16 protein-coding genes and 1 riboswitch are annotated in these 19527 nt (G+C 60.1%); of the genes, 8 read left to right on the top strand and 8 right to left on the bottom strand.

The features are described 5' to 3' along the window. Positions 1 to 95 precede the first annotated feature (95 nt). Positions 96 to 959: an SAM-dependent methyltransferase TehB gene (tehB, locus tag ACL2XN_RS21115; protein ID WP_410013425.1), complete on the top strand. Its 864-nt coding sequence runs from the start codon at positions 96 to 98 to the stop codon at positions 957 to 959. Positions 960 to 1173: 214 nt separating this feature from the next. Here tehB and ribB read toward each other — a convergent pair whose 3' ends face one another. Then, a complete protein-coding gene (gene ribB / locus ACL2XN_RS21110) occupies positions 1174 to 1827 on the bottom strand; it encodes a 3,4-dihydroxy-2-butanone-4-phosphate synthase (RefSeq protein ID WP_413729390.1) in 654 nt (217 codons plus the stop codon). 109 nt (positions 1828 to 1936) lie between these two features. Continuing rightward, positions 1937 to 2112, bottom strand: a riboswitch (FMN riboswitch). A 129-nt stretch (positions 2113 to 2241) separates the two neighbouring features. Here ribB and ubiK point away from each other — a divergent pair. Further along, positions 2242 to 2643, top strand: coding sequence for a ubiquinone biosynthesis accessory factor UbiK (gene ubiK, locus ACL2XN_RS21105; RefSeq protein ID WP_413729389.1), 402 nt, complete (start codon positions 2242 to 2244; stop codon positions 2641 to 2643). 85 nt (positions 2644 to 2728) lie between these two features. On the opposite strand, the gene hldE is transcribed toward ubiK, so the two are convergent. From hldE to ACL2XN_RS21090, 3 genes are all read right to left on the bottom strand, one after another. Further along, positions 2729 to 4162 carry a bifunctional D-glycero-beta-D-manno-heptose-7-phosphate kinase/D-glycero-beta-D-manno-heptose 1-phosphate adenylyltransferase HldE gene (gene hldE, locus ACL2XN_RS21100; RefSeq protein ID WP_410013422.1) on the bottom strand — a complete coding sequence of 478 codons (1434 nt, stop codon included), beginning with the start codon at positions 4160 to 4162 and terminating at the stop codon, positions 2729 to 2731. Positions 4163 to 4266: 104 nt separating this feature from the next. Then, positions 4267 to 7131 carry a bifunctional [glutamate--ammonia ligase]-adenylyl-L-tyrosine phosphorylase/[glutamate--ammonia-ligase] adenylyltransferase gene (gene glnE, locus ACL2XN_RS21095; RefSeq protein WP_413729388.1) on the bottom strand — a complete coding sequence of 955 codons (2865 nt, stop codon included), beginning with the start codon at positions 7129 to 7131 and terminating at the stop codon, positions 4267 to 4269. Positions 7132 to 7176: 45 nt separating this feature from the next. Continuing rightward, positions 7177 to 8484 carry an inorganic triphosphatase gene (locus ACL2XN_RS21090; protein ID WP_413729386.1) on the bottom strand — a complete coding sequence of 436 codons (1308 nt, stop codon included), beginning with the start codon at positions 8482 to 8484 and terminating at the stop codon, positions 7177 to 7179. 418 nt (positions 8485 to 8902) lie between these two features. Between ACL2XN_RS21090 and ACL2XN_RS21085 the strand changes: the two genes are divergently transcribed. Then, complete coding sequence (locus ACL2XN_RS21085) at positions 8903 to 9523, top strand: TIGR04211 family SH3 domain-containing protein (protein WP_410013419.1); 621 nt, start codon at positions 8903 to 8905, stop codon at positions 9521 to 9523. Positions 9524 to 9680: 157 nt separating this feature from the next. Further along, on the top strand, positions 9681 to 10934 hold the full coding sequence (locus tag ACL2XN_RS21080; protein WP_413721505.1) for a multifunctional CCA addition/repair protein: 1254 nt from the start codon (positions 9681 to 9683) through the stop codon (positions 10932 to 10934). A 108-nt stretch (positions 10935 to 11042) separates the two neighbouring features. Here ACL2XN_RS21080 and bacA read toward each other — a convergent pair whose 3' ends face one another. Beyond that, a complete protein-coding gene (gene bacA / locus ACL2XN_RS21075) occupies positions 11043 to 11861 on the bottom strand; it encodes an undecaprenyl-diphosphate phosphatase (RefSeq protein WP_410013417.1) in 819 nt (272 codons plus the stop codon). A 144-nt stretch (positions 11862 to 12005) separates the two neighbouring features. Further along, positions 12006 to 12365, bottom strand: coding sequence for a bifunctional dihydroneopterin aldolase/7,8-dihydroneopterin epimerase (gene folB / locus ACL2XN_RS21070; RefSeq protein ID WP_413721506.1), 360 nt, complete (start codon positions 12363 to 12365; stop codon positions 12006 to 12008). Between the two features lie 105 nt (positions 12366 to 12470). On the opposite strand from folB, the gene plsY reads away from it, so the two are divergent. After that, positions 12471 to 13166, top strand: coding sequence for a glycerol-3-phosphate 1-O-acyltransferase PlsY (plsY, locus tag ACL2XN_RS21065; protein WP_413729384.1), 696 nt, complete (start codon positions 12471 to 12473; stop codon positions 13164 to 13166). Between the two features lie 11 nt (positions 13167 to 13177). Here plsY and tsaD read toward each other — a convergent pair whose 3' ends face one another. Then, the gene (gene tsaD, locus ACL2XN_RS21060) at positions 13178 to 14191 is read right to left on the bottom strand and encodes a tRNA (adenosine(37)-N6)-threonylcarbamoyltransferase complex transferase subunit TsaD (RefSeq protein WP_413729382.1); all 1014 of its coding nucleotides are present in this window, start codon (positions 14189 to 14191) and stop codon (positions 13178 to 13180) included. 450 nt (positions 14192 to 14641) lie between these two features. Here tsaD and rpsU point away from each other — a divergent pair, with 450 nt between their 5' ends. The 3 genes from rpsU (at position 14642) to rpoD (ending at position 18726) form a co-directional block, all read left to right on the top strand. After that, complete coding sequence (gene rpsU, locus ACL2XN_RS21055; RefSeq protein ID WP_001144069.1) at positions 14642 to 14857, top strand: 30S ribosomal protein S21; 216 nt, start codon at positions 14642 to 14644, stop codon at positions 14855 to 14857. Between the two features lie 124 nt (positions 14858 to 14981). Beyond that, entirely contained in the window at positions 14982 to 16730 is a 1749-nt protein-coding gene (gene dnaG / locus ACL2XN_RS21050; RefSeq protein ID WP_410013413.1) for a DNA primase, read from the top strand. A gap of 154 nt (positions 16731 to 16884) precedes the next feature. Further along, complete coding sequence (gene rpoD / locus ACL2XN_RS21045) at positions 16885 to 18726, top strand: RNA polymerase sigma factor RpoD (RefSeq protein WP_413729381.1); 1842 nt, start codon at positions 16885 to 16887, stop codon at positions 18724 to 18726. A gap of 197 nt (positions 18727 to 18923) precedes the next feature. On the opposite strand, the gene mug is transcribed toward rpoD, so the two are convergent. After that, positions 18924 to 19430: a G/U mismatch-specific DNA glycosylase gene (gene mug, locus ACL2XN_RS21040; protein WP_413721509.1), complete on the bottom strand. Its 507-nt coding sequence runs from the start codon at positions 19428 to 19430 to the stop codon at positions 18924 to 18926. Positions 19431 to 19527: the final 97 nt, after the last annotated feature.

The following is a 19527-nucleotide window of genomic DNA, read 5'->3' as shown; positions in this document are numbered from 1 at the left end:
CCCGGCGGTAGCCGCCCGGTCGGTATTGACCCGCCATCCCCGGCATTATGTTGATAAATTGACGATGGCCGTTGCCCTCAACGGCGGAGAACGATATGCAAGATTTGATGTGTTATAAAACCCTGCCCGAATGGGATAGCCAGACGCTGCCGGAGGCCTTCCGCCAGCGGCACAATACCCAGGAGGGCGTATGGGCGAAACTCACTGTACTGCAGGGCACGCTGTCCTTTGCGTTTTTAAGCGAAAACGATGAGGTGCTGGAATCCCACGCGTTTACGCGCGACAACCCGCCGCCCCTGGTGGAGCCGCAGCGCTGGCACCGTATTGTCGCCAGCTCGGCGGATATGCGTTGCCAACTGGCCTTTTACTGCCGGCCGGAGGATTATTATCATCTTAAGCACGGCATGACGCGCACGCATTCCGAGGTGATTAACGCCGCCGCATACGCGGCGCCGGGCAAAGCGCTGGATCTGGGCTGCGGCGCGGGCCGTAATGCGCTGTATCTGAACCTGCTGGGGTTTGATGTCACGGCGTATGATAAAAGCCAGCAAAGCATCGATGCCCTGAATACCCTTATCGCGATCGAGCAACGCGATCATATCTCAGCCGGCGTTTATGATATCAACGAACAGCTGATAAACGGCCGGTACGACTTTATTCTCTCGACCGTGGTGCTGATGTTTTTACAGGCCGACCGGATCGAGCGCGTTATCCGCAATATGCAGCAAAGCACCAACGACGGCGGGCTGAATCTTATTGTCGCCGCCATGTCCACCGAGGATTGTCCCTGCCCGCTGCCGTTTCCGTTTACTTTCAGCGCCGGGGAACTGTCCGGGTATTATCGCGATTGGGAAATAATAAAATATAACGAGGATAGGGGAGAACTGCATAAAACCGACGCCGAAGGCAACCGCATTAAGCTGCGTTTTGCCACGCTGCTGGCGCGCAAGCGGCCCTGACAGAACCGGGAAAGCAACCGGGCGCCCCCGGCGGCCGGGGCTTCCCGGCACAGCGGCATCGCCAGTACATACGGACGTTTCAGGGCAGAATGCGCGCGGCGAACCTGCTACCCGCGGGGCCAGCGCCGCCTGGTCCCTTCTGCATGCCCGCACGGCGCCGGGCTATTATCCCGGCCCGGCGAAAGCTGCGGCCGCGGGCGACGGCAGCCGCGCGTCAGCTGGCCTGACGTGCCAACGAGCGGCGGTAGTCCACCAGATCTTCGATGGTGACCACCGGCATATCATACTTTTTGCCGAACGCGATGATTTCCGGAGCATGGGCCATGCTGCCGTCCTCATTGGTGACTTCGCACAGCACGCCCATCGGCTTGAGGCCGGCCAGGGTGGTCAGGTCGATGCTGGCCTCGGTATGGCCGCCGCGGGTGAGCACGCCGCCCGGCTGGGCGCGCAGCGGGAACACGTGGCCGGGACGATTGAGATCGCTGGGCTTGGCGTTGTCTTTGATGGCGGCGCGGATGGTGGTCAGGCGGTCGGCGGCGGAAACGCCGGTGGTGACGCCTTCCGCGGCTTCGATGGTGATGGTAAACGCCGTCTGGTAGTGGCTGGAGTTGTGTTCCACCATCATCGGCAGATCCAGCTGCCGGCGGCGCTCCTCGGTCAGGCACAGGCAAACAATGCCGCTGCCGTGGCGGATGGCCAGGGCCATCTGTTCAACCGTCATGCTTTCGGCGGCAAAAATCATGTCGCCTTCGTTTTCACGATCTTCATTGTCCAGCACCAGCACACCGCGACCATGGCGCAATGCGTTAAGTGCGTTTTCCACGCGTTCTGTCGGCGTACCGAACTCGGAAAGAAGCGTCTGATTCATGGTAAAAAAAACCTCATAAAGTATATGGATTACCAGAACCAGGGCAGACTTAGGAGTAGCCTTAACAGGCTAAAAGATAACGAGAATGAGCTGGCAGCTCATTGTTGGCCGTTACTCTCTCCCATCCGGACTATAACCGTCGGCCCCGGAATTACACCGGGTCTGCTGACCTCAAATCCTACGGCAATCTGAGCGCTCGCGGGCTTCCTGTGCAATAATCGTCAATAGCAATTAGCGCACGGGTTTACCGCCGGTGGGGAGTTTCGCCCCGCCCTGAGAATAAGCGGAATTACTATAACGCCATTGGATTATCGGAGCAATTAGCAAACGAATAATTTCTGGCGGCTCTTTTAGTTTCTTCTCGGCTGATCTGGCATTACACTTAACCAAAACTAACGCGTTAGGGAACTACAGATGATAGACACCAAAAAAATCGAACAGCTTGCCCGTCAGATCCATGAGTCCCTGCCAAAAGGCATCCGCGATCTGGGCGATGACGTGGATAAAAAAATCCGCCAGGTGTTGCAAAGCCAGTTCAGCCGGATGGATTTAATCAGCCGCGAGGAATTTGACGTGCAGACCCAGGTATTGCTGCGCACCCGGGAAAAGCTGAACCAGCTGGAACTGCGCATCAATGCGCTGGAAACCATGCCGAACAGCGGCGGCGCCTCGACGGTGGCCGGCGCCACATCACCTGTAACCCCGGGCGCCGCCGTATCGGCCCCGGCCGCCGCGCCGGCAAGCGATGAACCGCCGGCCGAAACGCAGGCTGGAAGCATCGCCGCAGACATTAAGGACGCAGGCAAGAAGCCGTAGGCCGCCGCAAAATATCGGGCGGCCGCGGACACGTTATCCGCCGGGAAAAGCGGGGGGCAACGGCGCCGTCGCGGCGCCCTTGCCTTTAACCGCGTTTGCCGGTTTTGATGGCGTTAATGATATTGGTGGTGGAGCAGCCGTCTTCAAAGTTGAGCACCCTGACGTCGCCGCCGTTGGCCCACACTTCCTTACTGCCGGCAATCTGTTCGGGCCGGTAATCGCCCCCCTTCACCAGCACATCGGGCAATATCTTGGCGATCAGCCGCTGCGGGGTATCCTCGTCAAAGGCCACCACCCAATCCACGGCGCCCAGCGCGCCCAGGACTACCATGCGCTGCGCCAGCGGATTGACCGGCCGGGACTCCCCCTTCAGGCGCCGGGTCGAGTCATCGCTGTTTACCGCCACGATCAGCCGGTCGCCCAGCCGCCGGGCGTTGGCCAGATAGGTCACATGCCCGGCGTGCAGGATATCGAAGATGCCGTTGGTCATGACCACCTTTTCGCCGCGCTGGCGCGCCTGCGCCACCGCCTGCTCAAGCTCGGCCTCGGTCATGACGCCGAAACCGGCGTCGCCACGCCCGTGAATGGCGTTTTCCAGCTCGATGGGACTGACGGTGGACGTGCCCAGCTTGCCGACCACCACGCCGGCGGCGGCATTGGCCAGGAAACAGCACTCTTCCAGCGGATTTCCGGCCGCCAGGGCCGCCGCCAGCACGCCGATCACCGTATCGCCGGCGCCGGTGACGTCATAGACTTCCTGCGCCTGCGTCGGCAGGTTCAGCGGCGGCTTGCCGGGTTGCAGCAGCGTCATGCCCTGTTCGGAACGGGTAATCAGCAATGCCGACAGGCCGTAATCGGCAATCATCTTCATGCCGCGGGCGACCAGATCGGCTTCGTCGGCGCTGCGGCCTGCCACCGCCTCGAACTCGGATAAGTTCGGCGTCAGCATGGTGGCGCCGCGATAACGGGCGAAATCGGTGCCTTTGGGATCGACCAGTACCGGCACCCCGGCGGCGCGCGCCAGCTGGATCATATCCTGCACGCGGGCCAGCGCGCCTTTGGCGTAATCCGACAATACCATCGCGCCGGCGGCGGGCAACGCCGTCTTGATGCGCTCCAGCAGCGGTCCGGCGTCCACGCCGTCAAAGCCTTGCTCAAAGTCCAGGCGCAGCAGCTGTTGGTTACGCGACAGCACCCGCAGTTTGGTAATGGTGGGATGGGTGGACACCGCCACGAAATCACAGGTCACGCTGACGCCGTTGAGCCGCTCGCCCAGGGCGCGGGCGGCATCGTCGACGCCGGTAAGGCCGACCAGGCGCGAACCCGCGCCCAGCGCGGCGATATTCATCGCCACGTTGGCGGCGCCGCCGGGGCGCTCCTCGATGGTATCGACTTTGACTACCGGCACCGGGGCTTCCGGTGAGATACGGCTGGTTGGGCCGGACCAGTAACGGTCCAGCATGACATCACCCACCACCAGCACGCCCGCCCGGCGAAAATCAGGCAACGTAACTTTCATCCACTCGCTCCAGACTTAACGATTTTATTGCGCGGGATTCTAGCATAGGCTGCGGCAATTCTCTCCCACCCCCGATAGTGGAACGCATTTTCCCGCCCTTGCCCTCAGTCGAGCCATTTTTTCCAGTAGGCGGTAATCAGCGCGCGTTCGGTTTGAAACCGATGGCTATCCACGCGCCCCGGCAGGTCCTGCAGCGCCAGATGATGGATTTCGTCGCGCAGGGTGGTATAGGCGTCGCTTAATCGCGCGGCGTCGTCCGGGCTGATGATCCCGTGGCGCGCCATCAGCGCGAAAATGCGCACATTATCGGACCAGCGCGTCAGTTCCGGGATGGCGCAGGCATAACGCAGCACCAGGTACTGCGCCAGAAATTCAATATCGGTGATGCCGCCTTCGTCGGCCTTGATATCAAACTGTTCGCCGTTTTTACCGGCCAGGTGCCGGCGCATTTTGGCGCGCATCTCGCTGACGTCCACGCGCAAGGCCGCCGGATCGCGCTCCCGGCACAGCACCTCGCGGCGGATGGCGGTAAAACGCGCCCGCAGCGCGTCGTCGCCATATACCTGGCGCGCCCTGACCAGCGCCTGGTGCTCCCAGGTCCAGGCCTCATGCAACTGGTAGTCCGCAAAAGCGTCCAGGGTGCTGACCAGCATACCGGCCGCGCCGGAGGGACGCAGGCGCGGGTCGACTTCATACAGCACGCCCGCGGGCGTGCGGGTGCTGAATAAATGCATGATCCGCTGCGCCAGGCGCAGGTAGAACTGGCGGCCGTCAATACTGCGCTCGCCGTCGGTCATCACCTCCGCCGGACAATCATGTAAAAACACCACATCCAGATCCGAGCCGTACCCCAGCTCCCAGCCGCCCAGCTTGCCATAGCCGATTACCGCGAATCCCTGGCCGCCCTGCTCGCCCAGATGGGCGGGACGGCCGTAACGCGCCACCATGGTCTTCCAGGCTTGCTGGAGCACGGCGGCAATCATGGCCTCGGCCAGATAGGTCAGGTGATCGCTGACCCGCATGACCGGCAGCACGCCGGTAATATCGCTGGCGGCAATGCGCAGTTGCTGCGCCTGCTTAAACTGGCGCATGGCGTCGAGCTGCTGCTCTTCGTCCTCCTCCGGCACCCGCAGTAAATACTGACGCAGTTCATCACCGTAAGCTTCAGGCGCCAGGGGATGGTAGAGCGTGGCCGGATCCAGCAGTTCATCCAGCAACAGCGGATGGCGGGCCAGTTGGGTGGCGATCATCGCCGAGGCGGCACACAGACGGATCAGGTGGGTCAACGCCCCCGGATACTCCACCAGCAGTTCCAGGTAAGTGGTGCGGGACACGATGCTCAGCAGCATCGGCGCCAGCCGTCCGAAGACATCGTCGGCGGCCGGCTGCGGACAGATTTGCGCCAGCAGCCGCGGCATCAGTTGATCGAGCACCTCGCGCCCGCGCGGGCCGATGGTACGTTTCGCTATGTCGCGCCGTAATTCCACCAAGCGGGCCAGAAGGCGCCCGCGCCCGGCCTCATCCAGCTGCGGCGCCAGAAGTCCGGCATCCTGCTCCGGCGCGTCGTCAAACCACAGCGCGCCATAGCGGTCGAAATCCACCGGGTCCGCCGGATCGGGCGCGTCGTCGCCGATAAGCATATCAAAGATTAACCGCACCCGCCGCATATGGCCGGACAGCGCGTCCTCAAGGGCCGGCCAGTCGGCCACCGCCATGCCGTAGGCCAGGCGGGCGCGGTTGAGCGCATCGGCCGGCAGGGTCTGGGTTTGTTCATCGTTGATGGCCTGCAGCAGGTTTTCCAGCCGGCGCAGGTAGAGATAGGCCTGGCTTAATTGTTCGGTCTGGCCGGTGGTCAGCAGGCCAAGCTCGCCGACCGCGCTCAGGGTAGGCAACAGCGAGCGCTGCTGCAGACGGGGTTCCCGGCCGCCGCGGATCAGCTGGAATACCTGGGTAATGAATTCTATTTCCCGAATGCCGCCGGCGCCCAGCTTGATATTGTCTTTTAGTCCCCGGCGCCGCACTTCGCGGGCAATCATGATTTTCATATTGCGCAGGGATTGGATCACGCTGAAATCGATATAGCGCCGGAACACAAAAGGACGCAGCAGGCTTCGCAGTTCCTGGCAGTAGGCGTCGTCACCGTCGCCCATCAGCCGGGCCTTGACCATGGCGTACCGCTCCCAGTCACGCCCCTGTTCCTGGTAATAATCCTCCAGGGCGGCAAAACTCAGCACCAGCGGCCCGCTGTCGCCAAACGGCCGCAGGCGCATATCCACCCGGTAGACAAATCCGTCGGCGGTCGGCTGATCGAGGACTTTGATAAGCCGCTGCCCCAGGCGGGTAAAAAACAGCGCGTTGTCCAGCTCGCGCCGCCCGCCCCGGGTCTGGCCGTTTTCCGGATAGGCGAAAATCAAATCGATATCGGAAGAGAAATTCAGCTCGCCGCCGCCGAGCTTGCCCATACCCAACACCAGCAGCGGCTGCGCGGCGCCGTGCGCATTAGACGGCGTGCCCCACTCACGGCAGCACACCTGGTATAGCCAGTCGCGCGCCGCAATAATCAGCGTTTCGGCAAGCTGGCTGAGCTGGATCAGGGTCTCGGTGGTCGCGCAGGCATCCAGTGCCTGCGCCCAGGCAATACGCACCAGGGCGCGGCGGCGGAACAGGCGCAGCTCACGCATCAGCGCCGCCTCGTCCTGCACCTGCGCCAGCCGCGCCTGGAGCGACGAGGCATAACCGCGCCACTCGTCCGCGCGGGGCGGATCGCGGTGCAATTCCTCCAGCCAGTCCGGCCGGGCAATCAGCGCTTCGCTGATAAAATCACTTAACGCCAGCGCGACGGCGGTGTTTTCGTCCACCACAGCAGACCCGGCGGCCACCTCCCCGTCCGCCGGACGGGCGGGCATCAGCCGGGCGGCCATCGCCTGCGCCTGGCGATCCAGCAGGGGCGGAAGAGGCAATTTCATCATCGATCTCCTGGTGATGTCACGGGCAATGCTGCGGCCCCGCGGGGCTTAGCGGTTATTGACGCTGCGCCAAAAACCCGGCTGGGTCAGCGCCTGGCGCCGCATATGCTCCAGATTGTTGGTGCCGGGCAGGATAATCGCCTGCTGCAGCGCCTGCCAGTGTAAAATATAAGATAAAACCTTCTTAACCGGATAGGCGCCCGACAGCAGATGGAAAGCCATGATCCGCCGCTCCAGCCGCGGCAGCTGCTGCTGGTATTCCTCGTGGGACATCACGCGGCCGAACGCCACTTTTAACTCGGCGGCGCAGCGCGACAGCATGATATCGGCAAAACGCTTAAAGGAGCCGTCCAGTTTCCGGCGCGCCTTATCATCGAGACTGTCCCGCCAGCCGGCGAGAATCAGCCAACGGGTCAATGCCAGCTTACATTGCAGGTAAGCGGCGTCATAGCACAACCGCCGGGGATCGCTGTCCGGCGGTTGCAGCCGGTCGGTCACCTCCGCCAACCGGGCGCGCAGCTCGTTGGTGGCCTTGCGCGGGATCATATTGCCCATCACCACAAAGGTTTCCCGGATCAGCATAATGGCGGACAGGATGCTTTCCCGCGCCAGCGGAATGCCCTGCAGCCACAGTTCCTCATGGTATTGCCAATGGGCCAGCGCCAGGGACAGCGCCTCGCTCAACCCCTGCTCTACCGTCGCCTTGGGCGCGGGACGCAGCAACGGCAGGGCGCGGATTTCACGCGGCTCATTGCCCGCGGCCAGATGATAGCCGCGCGCGGCCTTGCTCAGGCTGCCCTGGCGCAGGCCGCCGTCGGCGCAAAGCGTGCCGGCCAGCGCCAGTAGGTCCGCGACGTTGCCGTGCATGATTTCCAGTTCCAGTTCGCAAATGTCCTCGCTCAGCTCACCCGCCACCACTTCGCCCTGATCAAACGCCACTTCTATCTCGCTGTCACCGTAGGTTATCAACCACTTTTCACGCAGATAATCGGTACGAAACAGGGGTTGCAAGCGCTGCTGCAACGTCGCCACATCCATGTCCGGCGGCCAGATGTCGGCGGGCAACAGCGTAATATCGATATCGGGGCCGGGTAGTGGAATATTATATTCCGGGTGCTGGTGCAGGCCGCCGACGATGGTGCCGGCGGTTTTAGCCGTCATTTCGTAACGTTCGTTATTGCCGCGTACGCGTAAACCCACGCCGTGCCGGCGCAGGTCAAGCCCGACGGTGTCAAAATAGATGTTAATCAGGCGCTGCGCTGCCGTATGACTGCCTCCGCAGGCGGATACACGCTCCGCCATGGACGCCACCGCATCGGGATGAACGATAAATTTTATTTCTATTTCTTCACTCATAGCTTCGGTTACACCACTGGTTGCTCAACGAGCAGTTGCGGAACGACACCCGGCCCGGCGCCGTTTGTCACGGGGATGCCGCGCAGGTGTCGGGCTGAAGAACGTAATAATCGCCTTAATGCCGCTTATGGACAAGCACTGATATGATTTGAATGACAATTTATAACAAAAAATTAATGCGCTTAACGCGACATGCCGCCGTTTTTATCCATTACAACGTTAATCGGCGCCGTAACGGATAAATTACCCGTTCAAGAGACCGGACATGGCCATTTAAATAACGCTATTGCATCTTTCCTCCCCTGGCCGGGGCCTTGCGCAGCCTGATAGTAAGATAGTTCCCATTTCTGTTTAAGCATTGCGTCGTCAAACTGAACCCACTACTATCGACCCACATTTGCCTGAAAACGACGGAACTATGTACAAATTACGCCATATTTGCTTCGCGTTATTGAGTCTAGGCTTCGCCGCCAGCACTCATGCCGATGAGACGCGCTTTGTTTCCGATGAGCTCATCACCTATATTCACAGCGGGCCGGGCAACCAGTACCGGATCGTCGGCACGCTGAATTCCGGAGAAGAAGTCACGCTGCTGAGCGTCAGCGAAGGCAACAACTACGGCCAGATCAGGGATACCAAGGGCCGCACCGCCTGGATCCCGCTCGATCAGCTCAGCGACCAGCCCAGCCTGCGGGTCAAGGTGCCGGCGCTGGAGCAAAAGGTCCAGGACCTGACGCAAAAACTCAGCACCATCGACGCCAGCTGGAACCAACGCACCGCCGAAATGCAAAAGAAGGTCACCGAGAGCGACGGCAATATCCAGACCCTGCGCGACGAAAACCAAAGCCTGAAAGATCAGCTGGTGGTGGCCAGGAAAAAGGTGGATGCCGTGGCGGTACAGCTTGATGATAAACAGCGCGCCATTATCATGCAGTGGTTCCTGTACGGCGGCGGCGTGGCCGGCGTCGGCCTGGTGCTTGGCCTGGTGCTGCCCCATCTGATCCCGCGCCGTAAAAAAGACAATCGCTGGATGAACTGATCCCGCGGGTTTGCCTGTTGTCCTGGTGGTTTAACGTCGCCGCAATATTGCTGTTTACGCTAAGCGCGGTAAGCATGATAACGAAGAGGTAATCAGCGTTGCGGATGCGACTACACTTAACAGATGATGGCAGAACCGACATTGTCAGGAGTTCACAGTGAAAAAATATCTGGTCGGCGGCGCCGTCCGCGACGGATTATTGCAATTGCCGGTGCATGAGAAAGATTGGGTCATCGTGGGCGCCACTCCGGAGCAGTTGCTGGCGGAAGGCTATCAGCAGGTGGGCAAGGATTTCCCGGTATTCCTTCACCCGCGCACGCGCGAGGAGCATGCCCTGGCGCGTACCGAGCGCAAATCAGGACCAGGCTATACCGGCTTTACCGTCTATGCCGCGCCGGATGTTACGCTTGAGCAGGATCTGATGCGCCGGGATCTGACCATCAATGCCATCGCCCAGGATGAAGACGGCCGGCTGATTGATCCCTATCACGGCGTGGCCGATATCGAGCAGCGGCTGTTGCGCCATGTCTCGGACGCGTTCGGCGAAGATCCGCTGCGCGTACTGCGCGTGGCGCGTTTCGCGGCGCGTTTTGCCCATCTTAATTTTCGCATCGCCCCGGAAACCCTGGCGCTGATGCGGCAAATGGCCGAGAATGGCGAACTGCCGTCCATCTCGCCGGAACGGGTGTGGACCGAGACCGAAAAAGCGCTCGCCACCCGCAACCCCCAGGTCTATTTCCAGGCGCTGCGCGATTGCGGCGCCCTGGCGGCGCTGTTCCCGGAAATTGATCGCCTGTTCGGCGTGCCGGCGCCCGCCAAATGGCATCCGGAAATCGACACCGGCATCCATACGCTGATGACGCTCTCGATGGCGGCGCAGCTTACGCCCGACGTCGCCGTGCGTTTCGCCACGCTGTGCCATGATGTGGGCAAGGGGCTGACCCCGCGTAACCTCTGGCCTCATCATCACGGCCACGGCCCGGCCGGCGTCAAGCTGGTCGAGACCCTGTGCGCCCGCATGCGGGTGCCCAACCACATTCGCGATCTGGCAAAAATCGTCGCCGAATACCATGATTTGATCCATACCGTAGATCGCCTCACCCCCAGGACCCTGATGAAGCTGTTCAGCGCCATCGACGTCTGGCGCAAGCCGGAGCGCCTGGAGCAGATGATCATCACCAGCGAGTCCGACGCCCGGGGGCGCACCGGTTTTGAAAATAACCCTTATCCGCAGGGAGACTGCCTGCGCGAGGCATATCGAGCGGCGGCGGCGGTGACCAATCGCGAGGTGATCGAGGCGGGGTTTACCGGCGCGGAAATCGGCGAGGAGATCCGCCGGCGCCGGCTGCAAGCGCTGGCGGACTGGAAGCAACGCCAGGAACAATCGCGCGCGGAGACTCTGCAGGACTAGTCCTCCTCCCCGCAGCCGGCCTTATCCTGACGATAAACAACGCCCCGCCGGGCGCAAGACCGGCGGGGCGTTGTTTTGGCAAACGTTAGCGTAGCGGCGTCGCCGGCGCTACATCAGCACCCAGTACACCAGTCCCGCCAGGATAAAGCGGTAGATGGCGAAAGGCACAAACGAGATACGCTTGATGATCTGCAGGAACAGCTTGATGGCTACCAGCGCCACGACAAAGGCGGTGACAAACCCCACGGCAAACATCGGGAAATCATGCCAGGAAAGGAAAGGCAGGCTTTTATAGAGATCGAGGGCAGTCGCCCCCAGCATCATCGGCACCGCCAGGATAAAGGAAAACTCCGACGCCGCATAACGGCTCACACCCACCAGCAGGCCGCCGCTGATGGTGGCGCCTGACCGGGAAAACCCCGGCCACAGCGCCAGGCACTGGAAACAGCCGATCAAAAAAGCCTGCAGATAGGTGATATCATCAATGCCTGCGGCGCGTGGCACCTTCGGCTTCAGCCACTCGCCGGCCAGCAGCAGCACGCCGCCGACCACCAGGGCGAACATGACGTATTTCGCCTCGAACAGCCCTTTGATTTGTTCATGGAACACCAGCCCCATCACCACCGCCGGTATCATGCCCAGCAGGATATGCCCCAGACGCAGGCGCCCGGTGCCGATGCCCTCGTGCGGCACCCGGCCGAAATGAATACCGATCAGGCCGAACAGCCGGCGCCAGAACATCACCACCACCGCCAGGATCGACCCCAACTGGATAATCACTTCAAAGGTTTTTGCCTTATCATCCGTAAAACCCAGCAATGTGCCGACCAGAATCATATGCCCCGTCGAGGAGACCGGCAAAAATTCGGTTAACCCTTCCACCACCCCAAGAATAAAAGCAATAAATACATCAGGCAGTCCTGTCATACAAAACGTTCCCCTCAAGCAACCGACAACAAAAAAGCGGCGGTTTGACGTCAAACCCAGCCGCTAAAACAACCCGGAAAATGAGACAAACATACGGTAAAAAGGTTTCCGCTGCATGAATTTTAGATTAAGAGTCATAAACTTTCAGACTTTTCGGTTACCGCGCTCGATTATCACGCCAACGCTTTTCGCCTGCGGCACCGCGCCCGGCTTGCTGAGTTTAATGCGCACCCAGGGCAGGTTAAAACGCTGGCGCAGCAGCCCGGCCACGTCTTCGGCCACCCGCTCGACCAGCGCAAACCTATTGCCCGCGACAAACGACAGCACCGCTTCGCTGACATCGGCGTAGCTCAGGCAGTCGGCCACGTCGTCGCTGCGCGCCGCGGGTCCGTTATCCCACCCCATCTCGATATCAAACACCAGCTTTTGCAGCCGGGTCTGCTCCCAGTCATATACGCCGATAACCGTCATCACCGTCAGCTGTTCTATAAATACAATGTCCATGCGCCATACCCGCTTTTTGTGGATGTTGGATACCACTTCGAAAGGAATATGCGTATTATCCACACTCAGGCAAATAAAACGATGATTACGGGATGGAACTTGGTTATGAATGCTATTGCGATTGGCATGATAATCTTCGCCTATCTTTGCGGCTCGGTGTCCAGCGCGATACTGATATGCAAACTCGCCCGTCTGCCCGATCCCCGCACCCACGGCTCAGGTAACCCTGGCGCCACCAACGTGCTGCGTATCGGCGGCAGGACGGCGGCGGCGGGCGTTATGGTATTTGACGTACTCAAGGGCATGCTGCCGGTCTGGCTGGGCTACCATCTGGGGGTGCCGCCCTTCTACCTGGGGCTGATTGCCATCGCCGCCTGTATCGGACACATCTACCCGGTGTTCTTCCACTTCCAGGGCGGCAAAGGCGTCGCCACCGCGTTCGGCGCCATCGCGCCCATCGGCTGGGACCTGACCGGCCTGATGGCCGGCACCTGGCTGCTGACGGTACTGCTCAGCGGTTATTCGTCGCTGGGCGCCATTATCAGCGCGCTGATCGCGCCCTTTTACGTCTGGTGGTTTAAACCGCAGTTTACCTTCCCGGTGTCCATGCTGTCATGCCTGGTGCTGCTGCGCCACCACGACAATATCCAGCGCCTGTGGCGCGGCCAGGAAAGCCGTATCTGGCGCAAGCGGCAAAAAGACAAAGATATCGACCGCCAGGAAGGCGCGCCGGATAACAGGGACCCCGATCTGCGGGCCGGCACGCAAAACAACGCGCAGGACAGCCATAGGGACAGATAACGCCCCCTCCCTTATACCGGCGTCAGTTCGGCCAGAGGCCAGCGCGGCCGCACGGTAATGCCTAAATCCGCATGAGCGCCGTTTTGCAGGCGCACCATGCCCGCATAGGCGATCATCGCGCCGTTATCGGTGCAAAATTCCGGACGGGCGTAAAACACGTTGCCGCCGCGTTTTTGCATCATCTCCGCCAGACGCGCGCGCAGGGTTTGGTTGGCGCTGACGCCGCCCGCTATCACCAGCCGCGTCAGGCCGGTCTGATCCAGCGCGCGGCGGCATTTAATCGCCAGCGTATCCACCACCGCGTCCTCGAACGCCCGGGCAATGTCCGCCCGCGTCTGGTCGTCCTGCCCGTTGGCGCGAACGGTATTGGCGGCAAAGGTCTTCAGGCCGGAAAAACTGAAATCCAGCCCCGGGCGGTCGGTCATCGGACGCGGAAAGGTAAAACGCCCGGCCGTACCCTGGCGCGCCATTTTCGACAGCAGCGGGCCGCCGGGATAATCCAGTCCCAGCAGCTTGGCGGTTTTATCAAAGGCCTCGCCGGCCGCGTCGTCTATCGACTCGCCCAGCAGTTCATAGCGGCCGATGCCGGTCACGGCGATCAGCTGGGTATGGCCGCCCGACACCAGCAGCGCGGCGAAGGGAAACGCCGGCGGGTTATCTTCCAGCATCGGCGCCAGCAGATGGCCTTCCATATGATGCACCGCGATGGCCGGCACCTTCCAGGCATAGGCCAGGGCGCGTCCCACGGTGGCGCCCACCATCAGCGCGCCCACGAGGCCCGGGCCGGCGGTATAGGCCACGCCGTCGATATCCCGCGCCTCCAGCCCCGCCTCGCGCAGCGCGGCCTGGATCAATGGCACGGTTTTGCGCACATGATCGCGCGAGGCCAGTTCGGGCACCACGCCGCCGTAGTCGGCATGCAGCTTGACCTGGCTGTAAAGCTGGTTGGCCAGCAGCCCCGACCGCTCGTCGTAAATCGCCACGCCGGTTTCGTCGCAGGACGTCTCAATACCTAAAACTCGCATAATTTTTCATCAACTCCACGTTGTGCGGCGCATAGTCTACCATATTCCCGCCCGCGGGCACCCGCCGGCGCGGTGCCGCGGCGCGTAAATTCGATGTCTTTATTGCCCGGGCCATGATACAAGTATGCCCCTTGCGGATCGCGGGATCCGCGGGAAGATCCAGGATCGGCCGCTCAGGATCCCGGATCAACAGGCCAGGCCACTTAATTTCATGCTTTTTAATCGAGCACGCCAATCATGTGCAGCAAATTTGGCCGTTTTGCGCTATAATAAGTCCAAGAAATCATGAATGACGCGGCAAAGACCCACGCTGTTTGCCGGCCGGCCAGCAAGATCATTGGCCGTGGCGCTTTACAAAGCAGCCCTGGTTGAAGTAAAATTCCGCACCATTTTGAAACGGCTGACACAAGGTCAGCAGCAAAATCCGAATTCTATCGAGGTGAGAGTTACATGCCGGTAATTAAAGTACGTGAAAACGAGCCCTTCGACGTAGCACTGCGTCGCTTCAAACGTTCATGCGAAAAAGCAGGTGTCCTGGCCGAAGTTCGTCGTCGTGAGTTCTATGAAAAACCGACTACCGAACGTAAACGCGCCAAAGCATCCGCAGTAAAACGTCATGCAAAAAAATTGGCTCGCGAAAACGCACGCCGCACTCGTCTGTATTAATTTTTCGGGGTGAAAACCCCAACCGCGTGATTAATCCGCAGACTTAGCAGTTGCATACGAAGGCCGTGCGATCCGGAAGGATTGCGCGGCTTGTTCTCGTTTATAGGCTAACCAATCAGGGCTTATGGCTGGACGAATCCCACGCGTATTTATCAACGACTTGTTGGCTCGCACCGATATCATCGACCTGATCGACGCTCGGGTGAAGCTGAAAAAACAAGGCAAGAATTATCACGCTTGTTGTCCGTTTCACCATGAAAAAACCCCGTCGTTTACCGTCAATGGCGAGAAGCAGTTTTACCATTGTTTCGGATGCGGCGCCCATGGCAATGCCATCGATTTCCTGATGAATTACGACCGGCTTGAGTTTGTCGAATCCATCGAGGAACTCGCCACCATGCACGGCCTTGAAGTGCCGTCCGAGACGGGCGCCGGTCCCAACCAGCAGGAACGCCACCAGCGTCAGAGCCTCTACCAGGTGATGGAGAAGCTTAGCGACTACTATTTGCAGGCGCTGCAGCAGCCCGCCGCCGCGCCGGCGCACCAGTACCTGGACAAGCGGGGGCTGAGCGCGGAGATCATCAGCCATTTCGCCATCGGCTACGCGCCGCCCGGCTGGGACAACGTGTTAAAACGCTTTGGCCGCTCGGCGGACGATCGCACGGCATTGAACGATGCCGGAATGCTGGTGACTAACGATCAGGGACGGGTTTATGATCGCTTTCGCGAGCGCGTCATGTTCCCGATCCGCGACCGGCGCGGGCGGGTTATCGCCTTTGGCGGGCGCATCCTTGGCGACGGCCAGCCGAAGTACCTGAACTCGCCGGAAACCGAGATTTTTCATAAAGGCCGCCAGCTGTACGGGCTTTATGAAGCGCAGCAGAAGCACCCGGCGCTGTCGCGCCTGCTGGTGGTGGAAGGCTATATGGACGTGGTGGCCCTGGCGCAGTTCGGCATTGATTATGCCGTCGCCTCGCTCGGCACCGCCACCACCGCCGAGCATATCCAGCTGCTCTACCGCGCCACGGATCAGGTCATCTGCTGCTACGACGGCGACCGCGCGGGCCGGGAAGCCGCCTGGCGCGCGCTGGAAACGGCCCTGCCCTATTTAAACGACGGGCGCCAGCTGCGGTTTATGTTCCTGCCGGACGGGGAAGATCCCGATACCCTGGTGCGCCAGATTGGCAAAGAGGCCTTTGAGCAGCGCATGGAACAGGCGCAGCCGCTATCGGTTTTTTTGTTCGAGACGCTGATGCCGCAGGTGGATTTAAGCAGCCCGGACGGCCGCGCCAAGCTCAGCACCCTGGCGCTGCCGCTGATAAGCCAGGTGCCCGGGGAAACGCTGCGCATGTACCTGCGCCAGCAATTGGGTAATAAATTGGGCATTTTGGACGATAACCAATTGGAAAAGCTGCTGCCGAAGCAGGCGGGCAATACAAATATTTCGCCGCAACCCCGGATAAAACGCACAACCATGCGTATACTTATAGGATTGCTGGTGCAAAACCCGCGCCTGTCGGCCCTTATCCCGTCCTTACAGGGATTGGAGCAGGCGAATCAACCGGGTGTGCCGCTGTTTATTGAATTAGTCCAGACCTGCCAGGCGCAGCCGGGCCTGACCACGGGGCAGCTGCTGGAGCTGTACCGGGATAATAAATCCAGCCCGCAGCTTGAAACGCTGGCGATTTGGAACCACATGATCATAGAGGATATGATCGAAGCGACGTTTGTCGATACCCTGACGAGCCTTTATGACTCCATACTGGAACAACGTCAGGAAGAGCTGATAGCGCGCGATAGAACGCACGGATTGACGACCGAAGAACGAAAAGAGCTTTGGTCACTGAATATGGCTCTGGCCAAAAAGACATGAATGACACCGAGGCTTAATTGCCTATAAATGGCAGGGCAATGCCCTGTGCGATGCCGTATTGGGCTGCGGCGTTAAACAAAGGCCTGCACTCTTGTTGGTGATGAAATTTCACCGACCAACACCGAATTATAATCTGAAGTGTGGATACCGTCTTATGGAGCAAAACCCGCAGTCACAGCTCAAGCTACTTGTCACTCGTGGTAAGGAGCAAGGCTATTTGACCTTTGCCGAGGTCAATGACCATCTGCCGGAGGATATCGTCGACTCCGACCAGATCGAAGACATCATCCAGATGATAAATGACATGGGCATCCAGGTGATGGAAGAAGCACCGGATGCCGACGACCTGCTGTTGGCCGAAAACACCTCCGACACCGACGAAGATGCCGCCGAAGCGGCCGCGCAGGTCCTGTCGAGCGTGGAGTCCGAAATTGGACGCACCACCGACCCCGTGCGCATGTACATGCGCGAAATGGGTACCGTTGAACTGCTGACCCGTGAAGGTGAAATCGATATCGCCAAGCGTATCGAGGACGGGATTAATCAGGTGCAATGCTCGGTTGCCGAGTATCCTGAGGCAATCACCTACCTGCTGGAACAATATGATCGCGTCGAAGCGGGCGAAGCGCGCCTGTCGGACCTGATCACCGGTTTTGTCGACCCGAACGCCGAAGAAGAGATGGCGCCGACCGCGACCCATATCGGCTCCGAACTGACCACCGCCGAACTGGCCGACAACGATGACGACGAAGAAGAAGATGACGACGACGCGGAGGACGATAACAGTATCGATCCCGAGCTGGCGCGCCAGAAATTCGTCGATCTGCGCGATCAGTACGAAGCCACGCGCAATGTCATCAAAGCCAACGGCCGCAGCCACGCCAAGTCGGCGGATGAAATCCTCAAGCTCTCCGAGGTGTTCAAGCAGTTCCGCCTGGTGCCGAAACAGTTCGACTACCTGGTAAGCAACATGCGCTCCATGATGGATCGCGTGCGCACCCAGGAACGGTTGATCATGAAGCTCTGCGTCGAAAACTGCAAAATGCCGAAGAAAAACTTCGTCACGCTGTTTGCCGGCAAAGAGACCAGCGAAGCCTGGTTCAAGGCGGCGCTGGCCATGAACAAGCCTTGGTCGGAAAAACTGCGCGAAGTCGATGAAGACGTCCATCGCAACCTGCAAAAGCTGCGTCAGATTGAAGAAGAAACCGGCCTGACCATCGAACAGGTGAAGGATATCAACCGTCGCATGTCCATCGGCGAAGCGAAAGCCCGCCGCGCCAAGAAAGAGATGGTGGAAGCCAACCTGCGTTTGGTTATCTCGATTGCCAAGAAGTACACCAACCGCGGTTTGCAATTCCTGGATTTGATCCAGGAAGGGAATATCGGTTTGATGAAGGCGGTGGATAAGTTTGAATACCGCCGCGGGTACAAGTTCTCGACCTATGCCACCTGGTGGATCCGTCAGGCCATTACCCGCTCCATCGCCGACCAGGCGCGCACCATCCGTATCCCGGTACATATGATTGAGACCATTAACAAGCTCAACCGTATTTCCCGCCAGATGCTGCAGGAAATGGGCCGCGAGCCCACCCCTGAAGAGCTGGCGGAACGGATGCTGATGCCGGAAGATAAAATCCGCAAGGTGCTGAAAATCGCCAAGGAGCCGATCTCCATGGAAACGCCGATCGGCGACGATGAAGATTCGCATCTGGGTGATTTTATCGAGGATACCACCCTTGAGCTGCCGCTGGATTCCGCCACCTCGGAAAGCCTGCGTTCGGCCACGCATGATGTGCTGGCCGGCCTGACCGCCCGTGAAGCCAAAGTCCTGCGCATGCGTTTTGGCATTGATATGAATACCGACCATACGCTGGAAGAAGTGGGCAAACAGTTTGACGTTACCCGCGAGCGTATCCGTCAGATCGAGGCGAAGGCGCTGCGCAAGCTGCGCCATCCCAGCCGGTCTGAAGTGCTGCGCAGCTTCCTGGATGACTAAACCCCGCCGGACCCGGCAACGGGCCTGCCCGGCGCGTTAACGGCCGCAACAAGCCCCGCTCTCGACAGGCGGGGCTTTTTTTTTGATTGATGCCCGTGCTATTTCCCCGCGGCGCGGCGCTCGCCTTACGATCGGCGCTGCGTTTGGCCCGGGCACCCAGGCGGCCAGGCCTGGTTATGCCCCTTGACCGGGCCGGGTTACCGGCCCCGCGTCGCCAGTATGGCATCCAGCTCGCGATAGGATTTGATCAGCGTCTCGAAACCCATACGGTTCAGTCCGCTGGGATTGGGCAGCACCCAGATTTCGGTTTTGCCGATGGTCACCTCCTGCTTGCCCCAAATGGCGTTGCTCACCCGAAACGCCTGCCGGTACGCCTGCTTGCCCAGTACCGCCAGCGCGGTGGGCTGATACGCCTGAATCTTCTCGATCAGGCGTTTGCCGCCCTCCCGGTACTCCGCCAGCGTCAGCTCGGACGCCTCGGTGGTGGGCCGCTCTGCCAGCATGGTAATGCCGCATCCCGTATCCAGCAGTTGACGTTCTTCCTCAGGCTTAAGCTGCCGCTCGGTAAACCCGGCCTGATGGATGATTTTCCAGAACCGGTTATTGGGATTGGCGAAATGCACACCCTTATGGGCGCTCGACAATCCCGGGTTGATACCACAAAAAACCACCCGAAGCCCCGGGGCCAGAATGTCCTCTATCATCTTGAAACTCCTGAAAATGCAACGCGCTACACACGCCGGCCAATAATAGCGCGTAATTGGCGATAAATCAGCCAAGCAAACCGGGACACTATGGATC

It is taken from the genome of Sodalis sp. RH22, assembly GCF_047324165.1.
In the GTDB taxonomy this organism is placed as follows: Bacteria; Pseudomonadota; Gammaproteobacteria; order Enterobacterales; family Enterobacteriaceae; genus Acerihabitans.
This window is presented reverse-complemented; position numbering and strand designations above follow the sequence as displayed.

Coding starts and splice junctions, on each gene's coding strand:
- tehB (WP_410013425.1), top strand. CDS start 96: ATGCAAGATTTGATGTGTTATAAAACCCTGCCCGAATGGGATAGCCAG.
- ribB (WP_413729390.1), bottom strand. CDS start 1,827: ATGAATCAGACGCTTCTTTCCGAGTTCGGTACGCCGACAGAACGCGTG.
- ubiK (WP_413729389.1), top strand. CDS start 2,242: ATGATAGACACCAAAAAAATCGAACAGCTTGCCCGTCAGATCCATGAG.
- hldE (WP_410013422.1), bottom strand. CDS start 4,162: ATGAAAGTTACGTTGCCTGATTTTCGCCGGGCGGGCGTGCTGGTGGTG.
- glnE (WP_413729388.1), bottom strand. CDS start 7,131: ATGATGAAATTGCCTCTTCCGCCCCTGCTGGATCGCCAGGCGCAGGCG.
- ACL2XN_RS21090 (WP_413729386.1), bottom strand. CDS start 8,484: ATGAGTGAAGAAATAGAAATAAAATTTATCGTTCATCCCGATGCGGTG.
- ACL2XN_RS21085 (WP_410013419.1), top strand. CDS start 8,903: ATGTACAAATTACGCCATATTTGCTTCGCGTTATTGAGTCTAGGCTTC.
- bacA (WP_410013417.1), bottom strand. CDS start 11,861: ATGACAGGACTGCCTGATGTATTTATTGCTTTTATTCTTGGGGTGGTG.
- folB (WP_413721506.1), bottom strand. CDS start 12,365: ATGGACATTGTATTTATAGAACAGCTGACGGTGATGACGGTTATCGGC.
- plsY (WP_413729384.1), top strand. CDS start 12,471: ATGAATGCTATTGCGATTGGCATGATAATCTTCGCCTATCTTTGCGGC.
- tsaD (WP_413729382.1), bottom strand. CDS start 14,191: ATGCGAGTTTTAGGTATTGAGACGTCCTGCGACGAAACCGGCGTGGCG.
- rpsU (WP_001144069.1), top strand. CDS start 14,642: ATGCCGGTAATTAAAGTACGTGAAAACGAGCCCTTCGACGTAGCACTG.
- dnaG (WP_410013413.1), top strand. CDS start 14,982: ATGGCTGGACGAATCCCACGCGTATTTATCAACGACTTGTTGGCTCGC.
- rpoD (WP_413729381.1), top strand. CDS start 16,885: ATGGAGCAAAACCCGCAGTCACAGCTCAAGCTACTTGTCACTCGTGGT.
- mug (WP_413721509.1), bottom strand. CDS start 19,430: ATGATAGAGGACATTCTGGCCCCGGGGCTTCGGGTGGTTTTTTGTGGT.